This window comes from Chryseobacterium gleum, from assembly GCF_900636535.1.
GTDB lineage: Bacteria > Bacteroidota > Bacteroidia > Flavobacteriales > Weeksellaceae > Chryseobacterium > Chryseobacterium gleum.
Genome location: NZ_LR134289.1, coordinates 997,769 through 1,014,495 on the forward strand (window position 1 = coordinate 997,769; position 16,727 = coordinate 1,014,495).

Genomic DNA, 16,727 nt, shown 5'->3' on the forward strand with positions numbered 1-16,727 from the left:
TTAATTTAATTGGAAATCTTTTTTAACTTGGTTTAGCTTGGTCTTTACAGACGCATCTACCTGCTGGTCACCTACTCTCAGAATATATCCTCCAAGAATTTCAGGCTTAACATTTACTTTCAGATCAAAGTTTGAATCAGCATTTACAAGATTTGTAGATCTTAAAATCTGGTCAAGGTTTTCTTTTGAAAGCGGAGTTGCTGTAGTAAGCGTTACTCTCTGTACACCACTAAGGTCTTCAACTTTATTGATGAATTCCTGAGCGATATTTTTCAATTGGTTTTCACGTCCGTGTTTAATCACCAATCTGATCAGATTTTGAGAAGAAACAGATAAACCTTTGAATATTTCGTTTGCTACTTCTATTTTCTTTTTAGAATCGATGTAAGGAGTAAGGAAAAACTTGTTTAAATCTTTAGATTCAGCCATTACCTTTACTACATCTTTCATTTCTGAAAATACAGTAGCCGTTTGCCCTGCTTCGTTGGTGAAGTCAAGTAAACCTTGTGCGTATCTTTTAGCTACTTTAGATGTAAGCATTATTAGTTAAGGTTTGATTTGTTTAAATAATTTTGAACTAATTCGTTTTGAGCTTCGCTGTTGTCTAGCTTTTGCTTCAAGATAGATTCAGCAATGTTTACAGATAAAGTACCGATTTGAGTTTTGATGTCTGCCATAGCAGCATTTTTCTCAGCGTTGATAGTCTGTTTAGCAGCTTCGATCATTTTGTCTCCTTCAGCTTTAGCAACATCTTTAGCTTCTCCTACGATTCTGTCTTTAATTTCTCTAGCTTCTTTAAGGATAGCATCTCTTTCGATTTTAGCTTCACGAATGATTCTTTCGTTATCCTCTTTTAAAGTTTCCATTTCTTTTCTTGCTAATTTAGCTTGATTAAGAGCGTCAACAATAGAAGTTTCTCTGTCATTGATAGACTTTAAAATAGGTTTCCAAGCGAATTTACCTAACAAAAATAATAATGCTAGAAAAATAACAGACTGGATAATAAATAATCCTGATGAAAACTGATGAATTAATTCCATTATATAAATGTATAAATAATTATTACTTTTTTAAAGAACCATTACCTGCAACCAACCGTTACAGATAATGGTTTGATTTTAATTAGTTTACTGCGAATAGAGCAGCAAACGCAACACCTTCTACAAGTGCAGCTGCGATAAGCATAGCTGTTTGGATTTTTCCAGATTGCTCAGGTTGTCTAGCGATAGCTTCAAGAGCAGCAGCTCCGATTTTACCAAGACCGATACCTACACCTAGTACTACGATACCAGCACCTACAATTTTAGGGATTTCCATAATATATAATTTTAAAAAATTTGTTTTACTTTAATTAAATTTCAATTAGTGAGCAGCATGATGTTCGTGCTCGTGCTCTTCTACTGCCATTCCGATAAACAGAGCTGATAACATTGTAAATATATAAGCCTGTAAGAACGCTACCAATACCTCCAGTAAATAAATTACCAATGTAAGAAACGGGAATGCAACACCTGCAATAAAGTTTTTGAATACATAGATCAATCCGATCAAACTCATTACTACGATGTGACCTGCTGTCATGTTTGCAAAAAGTCGGATCATCAAAGCAAACGGTTTAGTGATTGTTCCTAATAATTCGATAGGAAGCATAATCAGTTTCATTGGAACAGGAACTCCTGGCATCCAGAAAATGTGTTTCCAGTAATCTTTATTTGCTGAAAATGTTGTAATCAGATAAGTAAGGATTGCAAGGAAGAATGTCATTGTAATATTACCCGTAACATTAATTCCGAAAGGCATTAATCCAAGAACGTTAAGGAAAAGGATAAAGAAGAATACAGTTAATAAATACCCCATAAATCTCTTATACTTGTGCCCGATATTAGGAATAGCAACTTCGTCTCTTACAAAGATGATTAGTGGTTCTAAAAATCTTGCTGCACCTGTAGGGATAGCTGATTTTTTATAAGACTTAGCCATTCCAACAAACAATACAAACATAAAGATCGACACTAGTAATATAATCAGTACACTTTTCGTAATAGAAAGATCCAAAGGCTTTCCATTAGTTGGATGACCATCTTCACCAAGTGTTAAAGTTCCTTTTGCGTCCGTCTTATAAATTTTCTCATGGTGTAATACATAATAAGAACCATCTACTTCAGTAGGCTCTCCATGCATGAACCCTTCTTTGTTGCTCATGAAAGAATGGAAACCATTATCATAGAAAATTACAGGAAGAGGAAAACCGATATGGTGACCTTCTTTATCAACCATCAATGTGAAATCATGTGCATCTAATAAGTGATGATCGATGAACTCCTTGTTTTCTTTGCTTATTTTGTCTTTCTCTGAAAGCTCTTGAGCAGGAACTGCCCCAGCAGTAGCTTCACCGTGCTGTGCAGACACTAAGTTTAATACAAAAATACTGTAGAATAAAACTGCGAATTTCTTAAACATTGATAGGTTTTTTTCGTTGTGCAAAAATATGATATTTTTTCTAGTTTCAATAAATAATTTTACTGTTTTTTATCATGATTAATCAGCTTGATTGCATAGTATGTAAGCAGTGCTGTCAGGACAAAATAAGGCATGATAAAGTGAAATTTATAGCCGGGAATCACTTCAAAGTTCAGTTTTTTTCTGATTAAGTACATCAAACCGAATTTTAAAAGGATCAAACCAATAACAGACAGTCCTAAAAATTCCGGCGCTACCCTATTGATTAAAATAATAAGAGTGATCATCATCATAAACATGACACTTAGAAAAAGGTAAAATTTAATGATCACTATCTCATCCAGGTGAAAAACAAATTTCCAAAGAGAAAAATGCACCAGGAAAGTCAGAAAGAATAAAACGACAACAAGAATATTGGGATTAATTTTCATTCTATATTTTAATTGATCGCAAAAATAGACTTTTTCTATCGTATTATCGTATGATTTGATATTTATCATTTTTCTCCGCATAATAATATTACGTATATATATAATATTACGTGTTCAAACACTTTGGATATGCTAAAAATTCCTTATTTTTGCAAACCTATAATTTACAATAAATATGTTTAATAGTTTACAGGATAAATTAGACAAGGCATTGCATAATATTTCCGGTAGAGGAAAAATTACTGAAATCAACGTGGCGGAAACCGTAAAGGAGATCCGTAGAGCATTGGTGGATGCCGACGTTAACTATAAAGTTGCAAAAGACCTTACCAAAAGAGTTCAGGATAAAGCATTGGGACAAAACGTTCTTACTTCCCTTACACCGGGACAGCTGATGACGAAAATTGTTCATGATGAACTGGTAGACCTTATGGGAGGTTCTCAGGAGGGAATCAATCTTTCAGGAAAACCAACTGTAATCCTTATTGCAGGTCTTCAGGGATCCGGTAAGACAACTTTCTCAGGAAAGCTTGCTAATTATTTACAGACAAAAAGAAATAAAAAACCTTTACTGGTTGCATGTGACGTATACCGTCCTGCAGCAATTGACCAGCTGAAAGTATTGGGAGGACAGATTAAAGTTCCCGTTTATACTGAAGAAGGTTCTACCAACCCGTCTACGATTGCTGAAAATGCGATCAATTTTGCAAAATCAAACGGTCACGATGTTGTGATTGTGGATACTGCGGGCCGTTTGGCGATTGATGAGCAGATGATGAACGAGATCAAATCCGTACATTATTTCATCAAACCACAGGAAACTCTTTTCGTAGTGGACTCTATGACAGGTCAGGATGCAGTGAATACAGCAAAAGCATTTAACGATGCTTTGAACTTTGACGGAGTTGTTCTAACAAAATTAGATGGTGATACAAGAGGGGGTGCTGCTTTAACAATCCGTTCTGTTGTTGAAAAACCAATCAAATTTATCTCCACAGGGGAAAAAATGGAAGCTTTGGATCTTTTCTACCCGGAAAGGATGGCAGACAGAATCCTGGGAATGGGAGACGTTGTTTCCCTTGTAGAAAAAGCTCAGGAGCAGTTTGATGAAGAAGAAGCTAAAAAGCTTCACAAAAAAATTGCTAAAAACGAATTCGGATTTGATGATTTCCTTAAGCAGATCAACCAGATCAAGAAGATGGGTAATATGAAGGATCTGATGGGAATGATTCCTGGAGTTGGAAAAGCAATCAAAGATGTAGAAATCAGTGATGATGCATTCAAGCATATTGAAGCGATTATCTACTCTATGACTCCTGAAGAAAGAAGAAAACCTTCTATTATCAATACGCAAAGAAAAAACAGAATTGCTAAAGGTGCCGGAAGAAAAATCGAAGACGTGAATCAATTGATGAAGCAATTCGATCAGATGGGTAAAATGATGAAGATGATGCAGGGACCTCAGGGAAAACAAATGATGCAGATGATGAGCAAAATGCCGAATATGCCTGGAATGGGTGGAATGTTCGGAAAATAAGAAAGTCCAAATTATTCATAAAAAAACTCTCAGAATTTCTGAGAGTTTTGTTTTTTTATATGGATATCCGTCTATTTAAACTTGTATCCTATTCCTAACTGGAAGAAATTCATTTTTAATGTTTCTCCATCCACAGGATTCTTGATCATATTGGTAAGACCAAAACTGTAGCGTGCATCTACAAATAATCCTTTGTATACATTATAATCTGCTCCCAGGAATAAACCAAAATCGGTAGATTTCAAACCATCATTCAGCTCTTTTTCCAAATAACGTTCTCCTTCTTTAAGCCCGGAAGGATCTACCATACCAGCATTAGGACCACTTACTTCAAATTTTGCTTTATTATTCGTTTTAAAACTTACATAAGGACCTGCATAAATTCCTAGTTCCGGCGTTGCATAATATCTTGCAGATACAGGAATAACAATTCTGTTAAGATTCATCTTTTCAGTTAAAGTAATACCTGTACCTGGTATTCCAACTTCAGCTTTTCCGCCAAGATTAGCGTATTCTACCTCTCCCTGAACGGCAAACTTATTATTGAATTTATGCTCAACCAAACCTCCGATATAAAACCCTGATTTGGATTTTAAACTGGCTTCGAATCCTCCAAATTCGAAATCGCCCTCACTGGAATTTAATTTTGATAAAGCATAACCGGCTTTGACACCGAATGTAGTTTGTGCATTCAGACCTGCAAACAAAGCGATTGCAGACGCTAATAAGATTTTTTTCATGATTATTAATTAAATAGTTTTCAAACTTAAAAAAGCCCGGGATATTAACCCCAGGGCTAAAATATATAATTGTTTATTATTTTGCAAATACATATTTCACTCCAAAAGTCACTGAAGCTAAATTGACTCCAAATTTGTAATCATTAGTTCTTTTAGCTCCTTCCATGTCTTTTTTGTAAGTATTGTATCCGAATTCCCCTATTGTAGCTTCAATTGACCAGTTCTTAGTCAGGAAATAATCCAGACCCGGCTTAATATTCACGCCGATGTTGGTGTAGTTATTTTTTTCTGTAAACGGAGCGGAAAGTATAGGATCTCCTTCATCACCTTCACTGTTAAAATCCAGTTTTTCATTACCGAATTCCAATGGAACCTGTAATTGTCCAAAGATGTATAATTTATCGGATAAAGTCCAGTATTTTCTCACAAAGGGAGCAATAACAAATGCGTTATCCGTATTTTTAATTTCAATTGTATTAAGGAACCCAAAACCATTTACCGTATATTTTGTAACAGCACTTTTATAGCCTACACCAAGCCCTACTGCCAAGTTGTTATCAACGAAATATCCAGCTGTTGGAAGAATTCTGATCACATCATCCTTTGTTTTGGCTTCGAATTCGTTCTTTTCATTGTGGTAATATTCTACCTGACCTGAAAGATAAGAAGTTCCTTTTGCAATCTGTGCATTCGATAAACCGAAAAGCGCTACAGCGCCCATCAATAAGATTTTTTTCATGATTATTATATTAGTTTTACAGAAAAAAGCCCTAAGAGTTTCTCAGGGCTTTCTTGCTATATGCTTTGTTTATTATTTTGCAAATACATATTTAACTCCGAAAGTTACAGAAGATAAATTCAATCCGAAGTTGTAGTTGTTTGTAGCATCACCATCTTTTGGCTTGTAGTTGCTATAACCGAACTCACCGATAGTAGCTTCGATAGACCAGTTTTTGTTTAAGAAATAATCTAAACCTGGCTTCACAGTAACACCAATTTTAGTGTATTTAGCTTCAGTCGAAGTAGAGTTAGTAGAAACTGTAGTTCCTGCACCTGTTGTAGTAGTAGCTACAGAGCTAGTTTCAGTTTCAGTTTTTCCAAACTGCATTGGAACTGCTAACTGTCCGAAGAAATATAACTTGTCAGATAAAGTCCAGTATTTTCTTACGAATGGAGCCACAACAAAAGCTGGAGTTTTAACAACACTCTCGTTTACAACTGTAGTGTTTCCTAAAGTTGTAGTAGTAGATACAGTGTTCTTTTCAGTTTGATATCCAACTCCTAATCCGATAGCTAAGTTAGTGTTTACGAAATATCCAACTGTAGGTAATACGTTGAAGTTTTCTTTTTTATCGTTACCGTTGTTAGTTTCTACCTGAGAATAACCAACAGATCCTGATAAATATGTAGTTCCTTTAGCAATCTGAGCGTTTGATAAACCAAAAAGTGCAACAGCACCCGCTAATAATATTTTTTTCATTGTAAAAAATTTTAATACTTTCTGAGGGCAAATTTACAGTGGCTACCACGAATATTAAAATTTGTTAATGTGATTAATATCAGTACTAATTTTTAGGGTTTTATAAAAATAAATCATACTTAAGAGATACTGTTGAGTTTTTCACAATATTATGAATAAAAAAATCACTTTTTATCAACAAGAGTTAAATATATTTACTTTTTTAAATTTTCACTTTTCCTCTGAAACACCATGGATTCTGGGAAAACTACAAAAACAATTAACCTAAATTGTTAATTTTTAAGTTATTAACTCTTAAAATTTAAACAAACGTTTATTATATGGTTCTGTTTTTTGTATTCCAGTAACATCCATTTTATTTAAAAACTTCCATCAAAAACATCTGTAAAGCTTATTATATAGTAAAAAACTCCGGCCTTCGGCCGGAGTTCAGTTATTTTTAAGCTGTCTTTATTTGATAAAGAAGTTAAATCCTAAGTTGACAGCGCCTACGTTCCAATCATGCTTGTACCAACCATAATCACGTCTGTTACTGATAGACTGATATCCGATATACAGCTCTCCTTTGGACATCTGATATCCGAATTTAGGTTGTGCATAGAAACCACCATCTACCCCATCTTTTGTAGAAATACCATATCCAAGGTCTAATCCTACAAAAATAGGAGCACCTTTAAATTTATACTTCCCGGAAACAGCCACAGGAACAAATCCGAAATCATCAAAGTGATCTTTTCCGAAGAAATGAGAATATCCTGTTGTTACCCCAAGGTCAAAACCTTTCGCAATATTCCACATATAAGCAGCATCCACTCCTAATGTAAATGAAGATACATCACTTGCATCAGATACAGGAACACCAATATGTCCACCCAATTTGAAACCTTCCTGTGCCTGAGCAACACCTCCTAAAAGTGCAAAAGCACCTAGTAATAATAGTTTTTTCATTTTTTTAAGTTTAAATTTTACTTTGCAAAAATACTAATTATTTTCATCATTAAGATAAAACGGTCTACAACGAAAAAAAGCAGGACAAAATTTGCCCTGCTTTATATTTATATCATGATTGATATTAAAATTCCAGCATTAGTTTCCTCCGAATTTAAAACCTACACCTACTTGTACGAAGCTGTTAGTTAACTTTTCATTCCCTTCAGCATGTTTAGCAAGGTTAGAAACACCAAGATTGTATCTCGCATCAAAGAACAATCCGTTTTCAAGAGCGTACTCTGCACCCAGGAAAGGAGCGATATTCAAAGTGTTCATCTGGTCTTTAATATCTCTTTCGTCATTAGCATCAATCTCGAATCCTGGAATTCCGAATCCGAAATCAGCAGTAAGTTTTTGCTTTGCAGAAAGAATAAATCCGAAGCTTGCTCCTGCAGAAACAGACAATCCTTCTGTAATGAAATACTTAGCAGAGATAGGAACCAATAAAGTATGGTAAGTCTGCTTTGCCTTTACATTTAAAAAAGTAGTTGGATCTTCCGGATCCGCTTCAGCTACGTTTACTTTTCCTCCAAGCGGCGAGTATAAAAGTTCTCCCTGTAGGGCAAACTTATCACTCAATTTATATTCAGCGATACCACCGATATAAAATGTATGTAAAGGATCTGAAGTTTCAGACTGATTATCTCCTTTTAATTTAATAGTAGAATAAGAGTATCCGGCTTTTGGACCAAACCTGAATTCCTGTGCATTTGCAGAAATCCCCATTACAGCGACTGCTGTAGCAAGTAAAAGTTTTTTCATGTTTAATTAGTTTTACATTTAAGGACAGCGAAACTAATTATTTTTTTTTAAAACACCAAATTTTGTCTTAATTTTAAGGTTAATAAAAAGTTAACAAAACTTTTACTGATACAGAATTAGTCATTCCTCAATCTTTTCTCTTCATCGTTATAAGCAAGGATAATTTTTCTTACTACCGGGTGTCTTACCACATCCTCTTCTGTAAGATGTACAAATCCGATCTCCTTCACCCCGTTTAAAATTCTCATAGCTTCTTTAAGACCTGACTGTTGATTTTTCGGAAGGTCAATCTGACTTGGGTCACCGGTAATAATAAACTTGGCATTCATCCCCATTCTGGTCAGGAACATTTTCATCTGCGCATGAGTAGTGTTCTGCGCTTCATCAAGAATCACAAAAGCATCATCCAGTGTACGGCCTCTCATGAAAGCTAACGGAGCTACTTCAATTACTTTTTTCTCCATAAACCCTTCCAGTTTTTCATGCGGAATCATATCACGAAGTGCATCATATAATGGCTGTAAATACGGATCCAGTTTTTCTTTAAGATCGCCCGGCAGAAATCCAAGACTCTCCCCCGCTTCTACAGCCGGTCTTGTCAGGATAATTCTTTTTACTTCTTTATCTCTTAAAGCTCTTGCTGCCAATGCCACACTGGTATATGTTTTTCCGGTTCCCGCAGGACCAATGGCAAAGACCATGTCCTTTTTCTCCGTTTCCTTCACCAGCTTTTTAAGATTGGTCGTTTTAGCCTTGATAACTTTCCCATTGACTCCTTTTACGATAATATCCTGGTCAAATACCAGCTGTTTCTCGTTTTCGTCTTTAATATTCAATATATTCTCAACGTCTTTCAGTCCTATTGAGTTGTTTTTGGAGATAAAACTGACAATATCATCCAGTTTTTGTTTCAGTATGTCTAAAGCTTCCTGATTCCCCATGGCAAAGATAAAATGATCTCTTCCTGTAATTTTAATGGTTGGAAAGCTTGATTTTATTAAGTTGAAATATTGGTTATTAACTCCATAGAAGATTTTCGCATCGATATCTTCCAAATCATATGTTAATTCAAACATGTAGTATTTTTATTTTTAGATTTTAAAATTAAAGCTTTTTTTCAAATTTATATCAAATTCTTTTCAACAATCTTTCGGGCTTTCTTTTTATTTAAATAACTTTGCAATACTAGACTATTCTAAAATTACTCATGTCAATTATTACCCTTACTTCGGATTTCGGAAATTTGGACTACAGAGTTGCCGCTGTAAAAGGCAAAATTCTGTCTCTAAACCCTGAGGTTAATATTATTGATATCACTCACGAAATCCAGGCATTCAACCTTATACAGACTTCTTATATTGTAAGAAATGCATACAAATATTTTCCTAAAGGAAGCATTCATATCCTTTCGGTAGACAGTTTTCACCATAAATCAAGAAAAAATATACTCTATAAGGCCGACGGATCTTACTTTCTGGCAGCGGATAACGGCCTTTTAAGCCTTATTTTTTTTGATATTAAGCCTGAGGCCATCTATGAGCTTACGCTGAACAACCGTTTTGATGATGTCATCAATTTCACTTCTACAGATATTTTTGTTCCCGCAGCGGTACATCTTGCCAATGGCGGGCTTCCTGAAGTGATAGGACGAAAGATACATTCTGCAAAGCAATTAATGTTCCCGCGAGCAGTTTACAATGAATCGGAAGGAATGATTATTGGTGAAGTCACTTATATTGATAATTTCGGAAATATAATATCAAATATTAATAAAGATTTTTTTGAAAATATCAGCAAAGGTTACAACAGTTTTACTATAAAATTCAGGAATTTAAGCCTGTCAAGGATATTTTCCAGCCATACAGAAGTGGTTTCGGACTGGGACAGAGAAACGGAATTCCACGGACAGTCTGCTGCTATTTTCAATGATAGCCAGCTATTGGAGCTTACCATCTATAAAGGAAGCAGGAAAAACGGCGCCAAAAGCCTGTTTGGACTGAATGTGGGAGAGAATATTTACATCGAATTTAGCTAAGATTATATATTTCTTAAAAAAACCGATTTTTTTTATATATTTGTCAAAATCTAAAAATCAAAAATGGCAGAATACAAATTATTGCTTCCTTCCATGGGAGAAGGTGTTATGGAAGCGACAATTATCACTTGGTTATTCAATGAAGGTGATAACGTAAAGGAGGATGACTCCGTAGTAGAAATTGCAACAGATAAAGTAGATTCAGACGTTCCGACACCAGTTTCGGGGAAAATCGTGAAAATTTTAAAGCAAAAAGATGAAGTTGCAAAAGTAGGTGAAGCCATTGCTATTTTAGAAATTGAAGGAGAAGGTACAGCTTCAGAAGAAGCGAAAACTGAAACTCCGTCGGCTGCTCCGGATGCTGAAACTTTAAAAACGATTGAACAGCCTTTGCAGACAGCAGCTGCTTCAAACGTAGAATTCTCAGGAGATCTTTATCTTTCTCCACTCGTAAAATCTATCGCACAACAGGAAAATATTTCTGAAACTGAACTGAAATCCATCAAAGGAAGCGGTTTGGAAGGAAGAATTACAAAAGAAGATATATTAGCTTACGTTGCCAACAGAGGAAGCCAGCCAGCTCAGCAGGTAGCTCCAGTACAGGCAGCTTCTACTCCACAACCGGCAGCAGCAGTATCTGCTCCGGCAGCTACGGTTCCGGTAAATGCAGGTGATGAGATCATTCCTATGGACAGAATGAGAAAGATCATCGCTGAAAATATGGTGAAAGCAAAACAAATTGCTCCGCACGTAACCTCTTTTATTGAAACTGACGTTACCAACGTTGTAAAATGGAGAAATAAAAACAAAGCTGCATTCGAAAAACGTGAAGGTGAAAAGCTTACTTTCATGCCTATTTTCGTAAAAGCTGTAGTGAAGGCAATTCAGGATTTCCCAATGATCAATGTTTCTGTAAATGGTGATAACATCATCAAAAAGAAAAATATCAACATCGGTATGGCGACTGCCCTTCCGGACGGAAACCTTATTGTTCCTGTAATCAAAAATGCGGATCAGCTTTCTCTTTCAGGTCTTGCAAAAGCAATCAATGACCTTGCTTACAGAGCAAGAAACAAAAAATTAAGACCAGAAGACACTCAGGGTGCAACGTATACAATCTCTAACGTTGGAAGCTTTGGAAACCTTATGGGAACCCCAATTATTCCTCAGCCTCAGGTAGCTATTTTAGCCATCGGAGCTATTGTTAAGAAGCCTGCAGTTCTTGAAACCGCTGACGGTGATGTAATCGCAATCAGAAACCTGATGTTCATGTCTCACTCTTACGACCACAGAGTAGTAGATGGTTCTTTGGGAGGAATGATGTTGAAGCACGTTCACGACTACCTTGAAAACTGGGATCTGAACACAGAAATATAAGTAATGATTAATCAGCAATAAGTAATTTTGTTGATTTTAAATACTAAACCTTCGATTTAATCGGAGGTTTTTTTGTTTTTTATATGGTTAAGTTCAGTTAATTTCAAAAGAACAAACAATAACCGAAATCATTATTAAATAATGAATTAAATACGTTTAAATTTACAGAAACAACAATTATTTAAATCCGATTTTATATTATAATAAGTTCTTGGAAATTAAATTTATTAGCATTATTTTTAAACAAATAATATATCAGAAAATGGATCCGGATTACAGGAAATATGATGCCACAAGGTTTTTTGATTTCACCGAACAGGATGAAAAGCTCATTACTGAAATCTATGATCTGCTATCTCTCTCTTATAATATTTCAGTTATTGACATTAAAGAGTCTCCTTACGAACAGTTCAGTTCTTTTGATATGTATCCGTTATTTATTCCACGCATCTTTTACCTGGTAAAGGATGTGGACAATAGCCCTTTCTATCTTTTTATCGTTAGTAAAGTGGGAATAAATTTCAAAGGCGGACGTTTAGATCGTAAATATAACACCATCCAGCTTTGGGGACTAAAAAACTTAAAAGAAGACTTTGGATATATTTCCATTAATAAAAAGAAGCTAATGGATAAGATTGCAGGAATTTTCAGCAGTTTCTCCGTTAATTTTAAAGATCCTGATTTTAAAGATTTTTATGTCGTGGGAAGTGATGCATTTAAAACCATGAGTTTTTTAACACAAAAAAGAAAAGAAGCAATAAAAAGCTTCCCTGATGAAAGCTTTAAGCTTGAAGTCAGAAACAGCATTTTAAGCTTTGGTATACCTGATATTCTTACGGTTGAAAAAGCTGAAATGATTTCAAAATTTTTAAACGAAATATAATTTCCAAAATTTTACCGTAAATTCATCCCTCAAAACCTGCAAATGTTGAAAATTTTCATCCTGATACGGAAATCCCTCAAAAATTCCTTCGACAATATCCGGAACGAACAGCTGAAGCACAACCTGCTTCAGGCGATTCCCTTTTGGATTGGGTCTGTGATTACAGGCTTTTTTGCGGTGATGTATGCGCAGATATTTGCATGGGCAGAACATCTGATGAATTTCATTTTTGACTGGCATGCCTGGATGATTTTCATTATTGCTCCCATCGGATTTGTTCTTTCATGGTGGCTCGTCAAAGAATTTGCCCCGAACGCCAAAGGAAGCGGTATTCCGCAGGTGATGGCAGCTGTAGAACTTGCCAATCCCAAAGAACATCGCAAAATCAGAAATCTTCTTAGCCTTAAGATTATTTTTTTCAAAATCCTGTCTTCAGTTATTCTGGTAATCGGAGGTGGCGCCGTAGGACGTGAAGGGCCAACAATTCAGATTGCAGGCTCCGTTTTCAGAAAAGTCAATGAATACCTTCCTGAATGGTGGCCAAAGATTTCCAAGAAGAACATGATTATGACAGGAGCAGCAGCAGGACTTGCAGCAGCATTTAACACTCCGCTGGGAGGGATCGTTTTTGCAGTAGAAGAATTATCAAAAACCCATATCAATTACTTTAAAACAGCATTATTTACGGCGGTAATTATTGCAGGTCTTACGGCACAGACACTGGCAGGATCTTATTTATATCTGGGATATCCGAAAACCAATGATGTTTCTTTAATGGTTATGTTTCCGATCATTCTTGTTGCCGCAACAGCAGGTATTCTTGCCAGTCAGCTCTCAGTCATCATGCTTAAAATCAACAGCTGGAAAAAGAAAAAACTGAAAACAGATAAAGCCAATGTGATATTCCTGGTAATTTGTGCATTAATTATTGCTTCGATTGCTTATTTCATCAACAGAGAAATTCTGGGTTCGGGAAAAGAGATCATGGAGCGGGTTCTTTTTACCAAAGACAAGCATGAAGACTGGTATGTTCCTGTTCTGAGAATGCTGGGGCCTGCCCTTTCCTTTACTTCCGGAGGTGCTGGTGGAATTTTTGCTCCGGCTCTTACTGCAGGAGCCAGTATAGGTTCCGTCATTTCAGGAGCGATTCATTTGACACCTAATGAAACGAATGTTGTGGTCCTGGCCGGAATGGTTGCTTTTCTTACAGGAATTACCAGAGCGCCTTTTACTTCAGCGATTATCGTTCTGGAAATGACCGACAGACATTCGCTGATATTCCATCTGATGCTTGCCGGAATGGTATCTTCTATTGCTTCCATATTGGTAAGCAGACATTCATTGTATGATGTTTTGAAAGTGAATTTTCTGGCGGAAGTCAGAGCTAAAGATGAAGTTGAAACCAGAAACTGATCCAAAAGAAAATAAATCTTCCGGGAATACTCAACTATTTCCTACATCCTCTTGCATATAAGAAATATATTTTCTACTTTTGCACCTCGAAATAATTAACAAATTTTTTAACATTATGAACAATTACGAAACTGTTTTCATTTTAACTCCCGTTCTATCTGATGCACAGGTGGAGGAAGCAGTGAAAAAATTCGAAGATCTAATCAAAGAAAAGAACTGCGAAATCGTTGCTAAAGAAAACTGGGGATTAAAAAAATTGGCTTACCCTATTCAATTGAAAAAGAATGGGTTCTATACTTTAATCGAATTTAAAGGAGAAGGTTCTGTAGTAGCTGACTTAGAATTGGCATTCAAACGTGACGAAAGAGTAATCCGTTACCTTACTACAAAACTTGACAAACACGCTGTTGAGTACGCTGTAACAAGAAGAGCTAAAGTAAAAGCAGCTAAAGCTTAATTATTAACCCTATTTTTTAAAAAAGACAAGACATGGCAATAGATGAAATGGCTAAACAAGCCTCAGCAGGAGGAGAATCAGAAGTAAAATTCCTTACTCCACTTGATATCAATACAAAATCTGAAAAGAAATATTGTAGATTCAAAAAATACGGAATTAAGCACGTTGACTACAAAGATGCTGATTTCTTATTACAATTCGTAAACGAGCAAGGTAAAATTTTACCAAGAAGATACACCGGAACTTCTTTAAAATACCAAAGAAAAGTTTCTGCTGCTATCAAAAGAGCAAGACACCTTGCATTACTACCATACGTAGCTGACTTATTGAAATAAGACAAAAAAATAAATAAAAGAAGAGGGCAACCTCTTCTTTTGTTGCTGAATACATCATTAATTCTAACTTGATTTTAGACCACTAAAATCTAAAAAAGGACAACAACAATGGAAATTATCCTAAAAAAAGACGTAGAAAACTTAGGACTTGAGTTTGATACAGTAAACGTAAAGCCTGGTTATGCTAGAAACTTCCTAATCCCTCAAGGATTTGCACTTTTAGCTACCCCTAAAAACAAAGCTGCTTTAGAAGCTACATTAGAAGCTAGAAAAGAAGAAGAAGCTAAATTAATCGCTGCTGCTAACGCTGTAGTTGAGCAATTGAAGAAAACTTCTATCACTATTCCTGCAAAAGTAGGTGCTGGTGATAAATTATTCGGATCTATCAACAATGCTGATCTATCTGCTGCTTTAGAAAAAGCTGGTGTTTCTGTAGAGAAAAAATACATCAAAATTCCTGGTAACACGATCAAGAGAACTGGTAAATTCACAGCTCTTATCAGACTTCACAGAAATGTTGAGTACAACTACGAGTTTGATATCGTATCTGATGCTCCGGTTGAGGCAGCTCCTAAAAAAGAAGAAGCTAAAACTGAAGAAGCTTAATAAGCGACTGAGAATTTCTCACAATACAAGACCACTTCAATTGATTGAGGTGGTTTTTCTTTTGTATAGGGTTACTTTGAAGTAAGATTGATATGAACTACCCCGTCTTTTTGCTTTGCAAAAATCCACCCCTTCAAAGAAGGGGAATATGGGAAATCTTAACAGCTATTACTCGTTAAATTATCTTTTTAACAACCCTGTAGTAAGAACAGGTAGGAAAATCTTTTCCACACTATAAACCCTTACCTCGCACCCCGTAACCCGAATCTCAAACCCTCAAACCCTCCCACTCACTACTTATCCCCTCTCAGTTTATGCTGGTATTCCGTAGGAGGTACACCAATGATCTTTTTGAAAATGTTACTGAATGACGACAGGCTGTTGTACCCTACCATCATAGCGATTTCATACATATTATATTTTCCTTCCAGCATCAGTTCCAGAGAACGTGTAATTCGTAATGCACGTAGAAAACGTACGTAATTCATGCCTAGAATCTCTTTAAATTTCCTTGATAGGGTTCTTGTACTCATTCCAAATTCTTTTGCCGTGGATTCTATCGTAAGGGGCTTTTCAAGGTTAGCATGAATATATCTTGCAATCTTCAGCAGTGTTTCATCTTTGGGAAAAGGATGTTGAATGGGAAATGCCAGATGCTTGTGTTTTTTTTCCTGTAGAACACCTTTAAGAGCTTTGAGAAAATAATATTTAGAATGGTCATTTTTTGTGATTTTCCCATCCCAGTCTTTAGTATAAAAAATCATCTCCCGAAGTAAGTTATTAACGGAATAAATGTTAATTTCATCAAAAAAGCCACTTTCATTTTCTTCTTTTTTAAAATAAAAATTAAATAAATCCACTTTGGGACTGGTAGAGAAAATATAGTGGGGAGTTCCTGCAGGAATCCACATGAAGCATCTGGCAGGAAGATACCAGTGCTTCTGATCGGTAAAAACATGCACAATACCGCCTTCTGCATAAACCAATTGTGCAGAACTGTGATAATGAATCTCTGTGGTTACGTTACCTGTGAGGACGTGATAGACGTAAAACTCCGCATCATCCTCTTCTACTGCTTTAAAATGACTGTCATTCATAGTATAAAGGTATGGAAGAATTTTGAATTTGGCGTAAATGAGCAAATCTTTTTCTGTTTTCACAAATCGGGTACTATGCATGACGTCGTAACTTTGCTGCATCAAAATCATTTTTAGCAAAAAT

General features: G+C 35.7%; 20 protein-coding genes. 8 read left to right on the plus strand and 12 right to left on the minus strand.

From position 1 onward, the window contains the following. From atpH to EL165_RS04635, 5 genes are all read right to left on the minus strand, one after another. Positions 1 to 540, minus strand: coding sequence for an ATP synthase F1 subunit delta (atpH, locus tag EL165_RS04615; protein ID WP_002979112.1), 540 nt, complete (start codon positions 538 to 540; stop codon positions 1 to 3). A gap of 2 nt (positions 541 to 542) precedes the next feature. Beyond that, positions 543 to 1,040, minus strand: a complete 498-nt coding sequence (locus tag EL165_RS04620; RefSeq protein ID WP_002979110.1) for a F0F1 ATP synthase subunit B — start codon at positions 1,038 to 1,040, stop codon at positions 543 to 545. Positions 1,041 to 1,122: 82 nt separating this feature from the next. Next, positions 1,123 to 1,317, minus strand: coding sequence for an ATP synthase F0 subunit C (gene atpE / locus EL165_RS04625; RefSeq protein WP_002979108.1), 195 nt, complete (start codon positions 1,315 to 1,317; stop codon positions 1,123 to 1,125). A 45-nt stretch (positions 1,318 to 1,362) separates the two neighbouring features. Further along, positions 1,363 to 2,460: a F0F1 ATP synthase subunit A gene (gene atpB, locus EL165_RS04630; RefSeq protein WP_002979105.1), complete on the minus strand. Its 1,098-nt coding sequence runs from the start codon at positions 2,458 to 2,460 to the stop codon at positions 1,363 to 1,365. A gap of 59 nt (positions 2,461 to 2,519) precedes the next feature. Then, a complete protein-coding gene (locus tag EL165_RS04635) occupies positions 2,520 to 2,891 on the minus strand; it encodes a hypothetical protein (RefSeq protein WP_041461471.1) in 372 nt (123 codons plus the stop codon). A 175-nt stretch (positions 2,892 to 3,066) separates the two neighbouring features. On the opposite strand from EL165_RS04635, the gene ffh reads away from it, so the two are divergent. Then, positions 3,067 to 4,428, plus strand: a complete 1,362-nt coding sequence (gene ffh / locus EL165_RS04640) for a signal recognition particle protein (protein ID WP_002979103.1) — start codon at positions 3,067 to 3,069, stop codon at positions 4,426 to 4,428. A gap of 71 nt (positions 4,429 to 4,499) precedes the next feature. Here ffh and EL165_RS04645 read toward each other — a convergent pair whose 3' ends face one another. From EL165_RS04645 to EL165_RS04670, 6 genes are all read right to left on the minus strand, one after another. Next, positions 4,500 to 5,168 (minus strand): porin family protein, encoded by a 669-nt coding sequence (locus EL165_RS04645; RefSeq protein ID WP_002979102.1) that lies wholly within the window; start codon positions 5,166 to 5,168, stop codon positions 4,500 to 4,502. A 76-nt stretch (positions 5,169 to 5,244) separates the two neighbouring features. After that, the gene (locus tag EL165_RS04650) at positions 5,245 to 5,907 is read right to left on the minus strand and encodes an outer membrane beta-barrel protein (RefSeq protein WP_002979101.1); all 663 of its coding nucleotides are present in this window, start codon (positions 5,905 to 5,907) and stop codon (positions 5,245 to 5,247) included. Positions 5,908 to 5,979: 72 nt separating this feature from the next. Next, positions 5,980 to 6,648 (minus strand): outer membrane beta-barrel protein, encoded by a 669-nt coding sequence (locus EL165_RS04655; protein WP_002979100.1) that lies wholly within the window; start codon positions 6,646 to 6,648, stop codon positions 5,980 to 5,982. A 450-nt stretch (positions 6,649 to 7,098) separates the two neighbouring features. Continuing rightward, positions 7,099 to 7,596, minus strand: coding sequence for a hypothetical protein (locus EL165_RS04660; RefSeq protein WP_002979099.1), 498 nt, complete (start codon positions 7,594 to 7,596; stop codon positions 7,099 to 7,101). 138 nt (positions 7,597 to 7,734) lie between these two features. Next, entirely contained in the window at positions 7,735 to 8,400 is a 666-nt protein-coding gene (locus EL165_RS04665; RefSeq protein ID WP_002979098.1) for a porin family protein, read from the minus strand. 116 nt (positions 8,401 to 8,516) lie between these two features. Next, the gene (locus tag EL165_RS04670; protein ID WP_002979097.1) at positions 8,517 to 9,476 is read right to left on the minus strand and encodes a PhoH family protein; all 960 of its coding nucleotides are present in this window, start codon (positions 9,474 to 9,476) and stop codon (positions 8,517 to 8,519) included. A gap of 131 nt (positions 9,477 to 9,607) precedes the next feature. Between EL165_RS04670 and EL165_RS04675 the strand changes: the two genes are divergently transcribed. From EL165_RS04675 to rplI, 7 genes are all read left to right on the plus strand, one after another. Further along, positions 9,608 to 10,435, plus strand: coding sequence for an SAM hydrolase/SAM-dependent halogenase family protein (locus tag EL165_RS04675; protein ID WP_002979096.1), 828 nt, complete (start codon positions 9,608 to 9,610; stop codon positions 10,433 to 10,435). Positions 10,436 to 10,498: 63 nt separating this feature from the next. Further along, positions 10,499 to 11,812: a dihydrolipoamide acetyltransferase family protein gene (locus EL165_RS04680; RefSeq protein ID WP_002979095.1), complete on the plus strand. Its 1,314-nt coding sequence runs from the start codon at positions 10,499 to 10,501 to the stop codon at positions 11,810 to 11,812. 262 nt (positions 11,813 to 12,074) lie between these two features. Beyond that, a complete protein-coding gene (locus tag EL165_RS04685) occupies positions 12,075 to 12,695 on the plus strand; it encodes a hypothetical protein (protein WP_041461470.1) in 621 nt (206 codons plus the stop codon). Between the two features lie 42 nt (positions 12,696 to 12,737). After that, positions 12,738 to 14,108, plus strand: a complete 1,371-nt coding sequence (locus EL165_RS04690) for a chloride channel protein (RefSeq protein WP_002979093.1) — start codon at positions 12,738 to 12,740, stop codon at positions 14,106 to 14,108. A 115-nt stretch (positions 14,109 to 14,223) separates the two neighbouring features. Continuing rightward, complete coding sequence (gene rpsF, locus EL165_RS04695; protein ID WP_002979092.1) at positions 14,224 to 14,565, plus strand: 30S ribosomal protein S6; 342 nt, start codon at positions 14,224 to 14,226, stop codon at positions 14,563 to 14,565. A gap of 32 nt (positions 14,566 to 14,597) precedes the next feature. Beyond that, complete coding sequence (gene rpsR / locus EL165_RS04700) at positions 14,598 to 14,900, plus strand: 30S ribosomal protein S18 (RefSeq protein ID WP_002979091.1); 303 nt, start codon at positions 14,598 to 14,600, stop codon at positions 14,898 to 14,900. Positions 14,901 to 15,008: 108 nt separating this feature from the next. Continuing rightward, positions 15,009 to 15,506 carry a 50S ribosomal protein L9 gene (gene rplI / locus EL165_RS04705; RefSeq protein ID WP_002979090.1) on the plus strand — a complete coding sequence of 166 codons (498 nt, stop codon included), beginning with the start codon at positions 15,009 to 15,011 and terminating at the stop codon, positions 15,504 to 15,506. Between the two features lie 293 nt (positions 15,507 to 15,799). On the opposite strand, the gene EL165_RS04710 is transcribed toward rplI, so the two are convergent. Beyond that, positions 15,800 to 16,705 carry a helix-turn-helix domain-containing protein gene (locus EL165_RS04710; RefSeq protein WP_228370522.1) on the minus strand — a complete coding sequence of 302 codons (906 nt, stop codon included), beginning with the start codon at positions 16,703 to 16,705 and terminating at the stop codon, positions 15,800 to 15,802. Positions 16,706 to 16,727 lie beyond the last annotated feature (22 nt).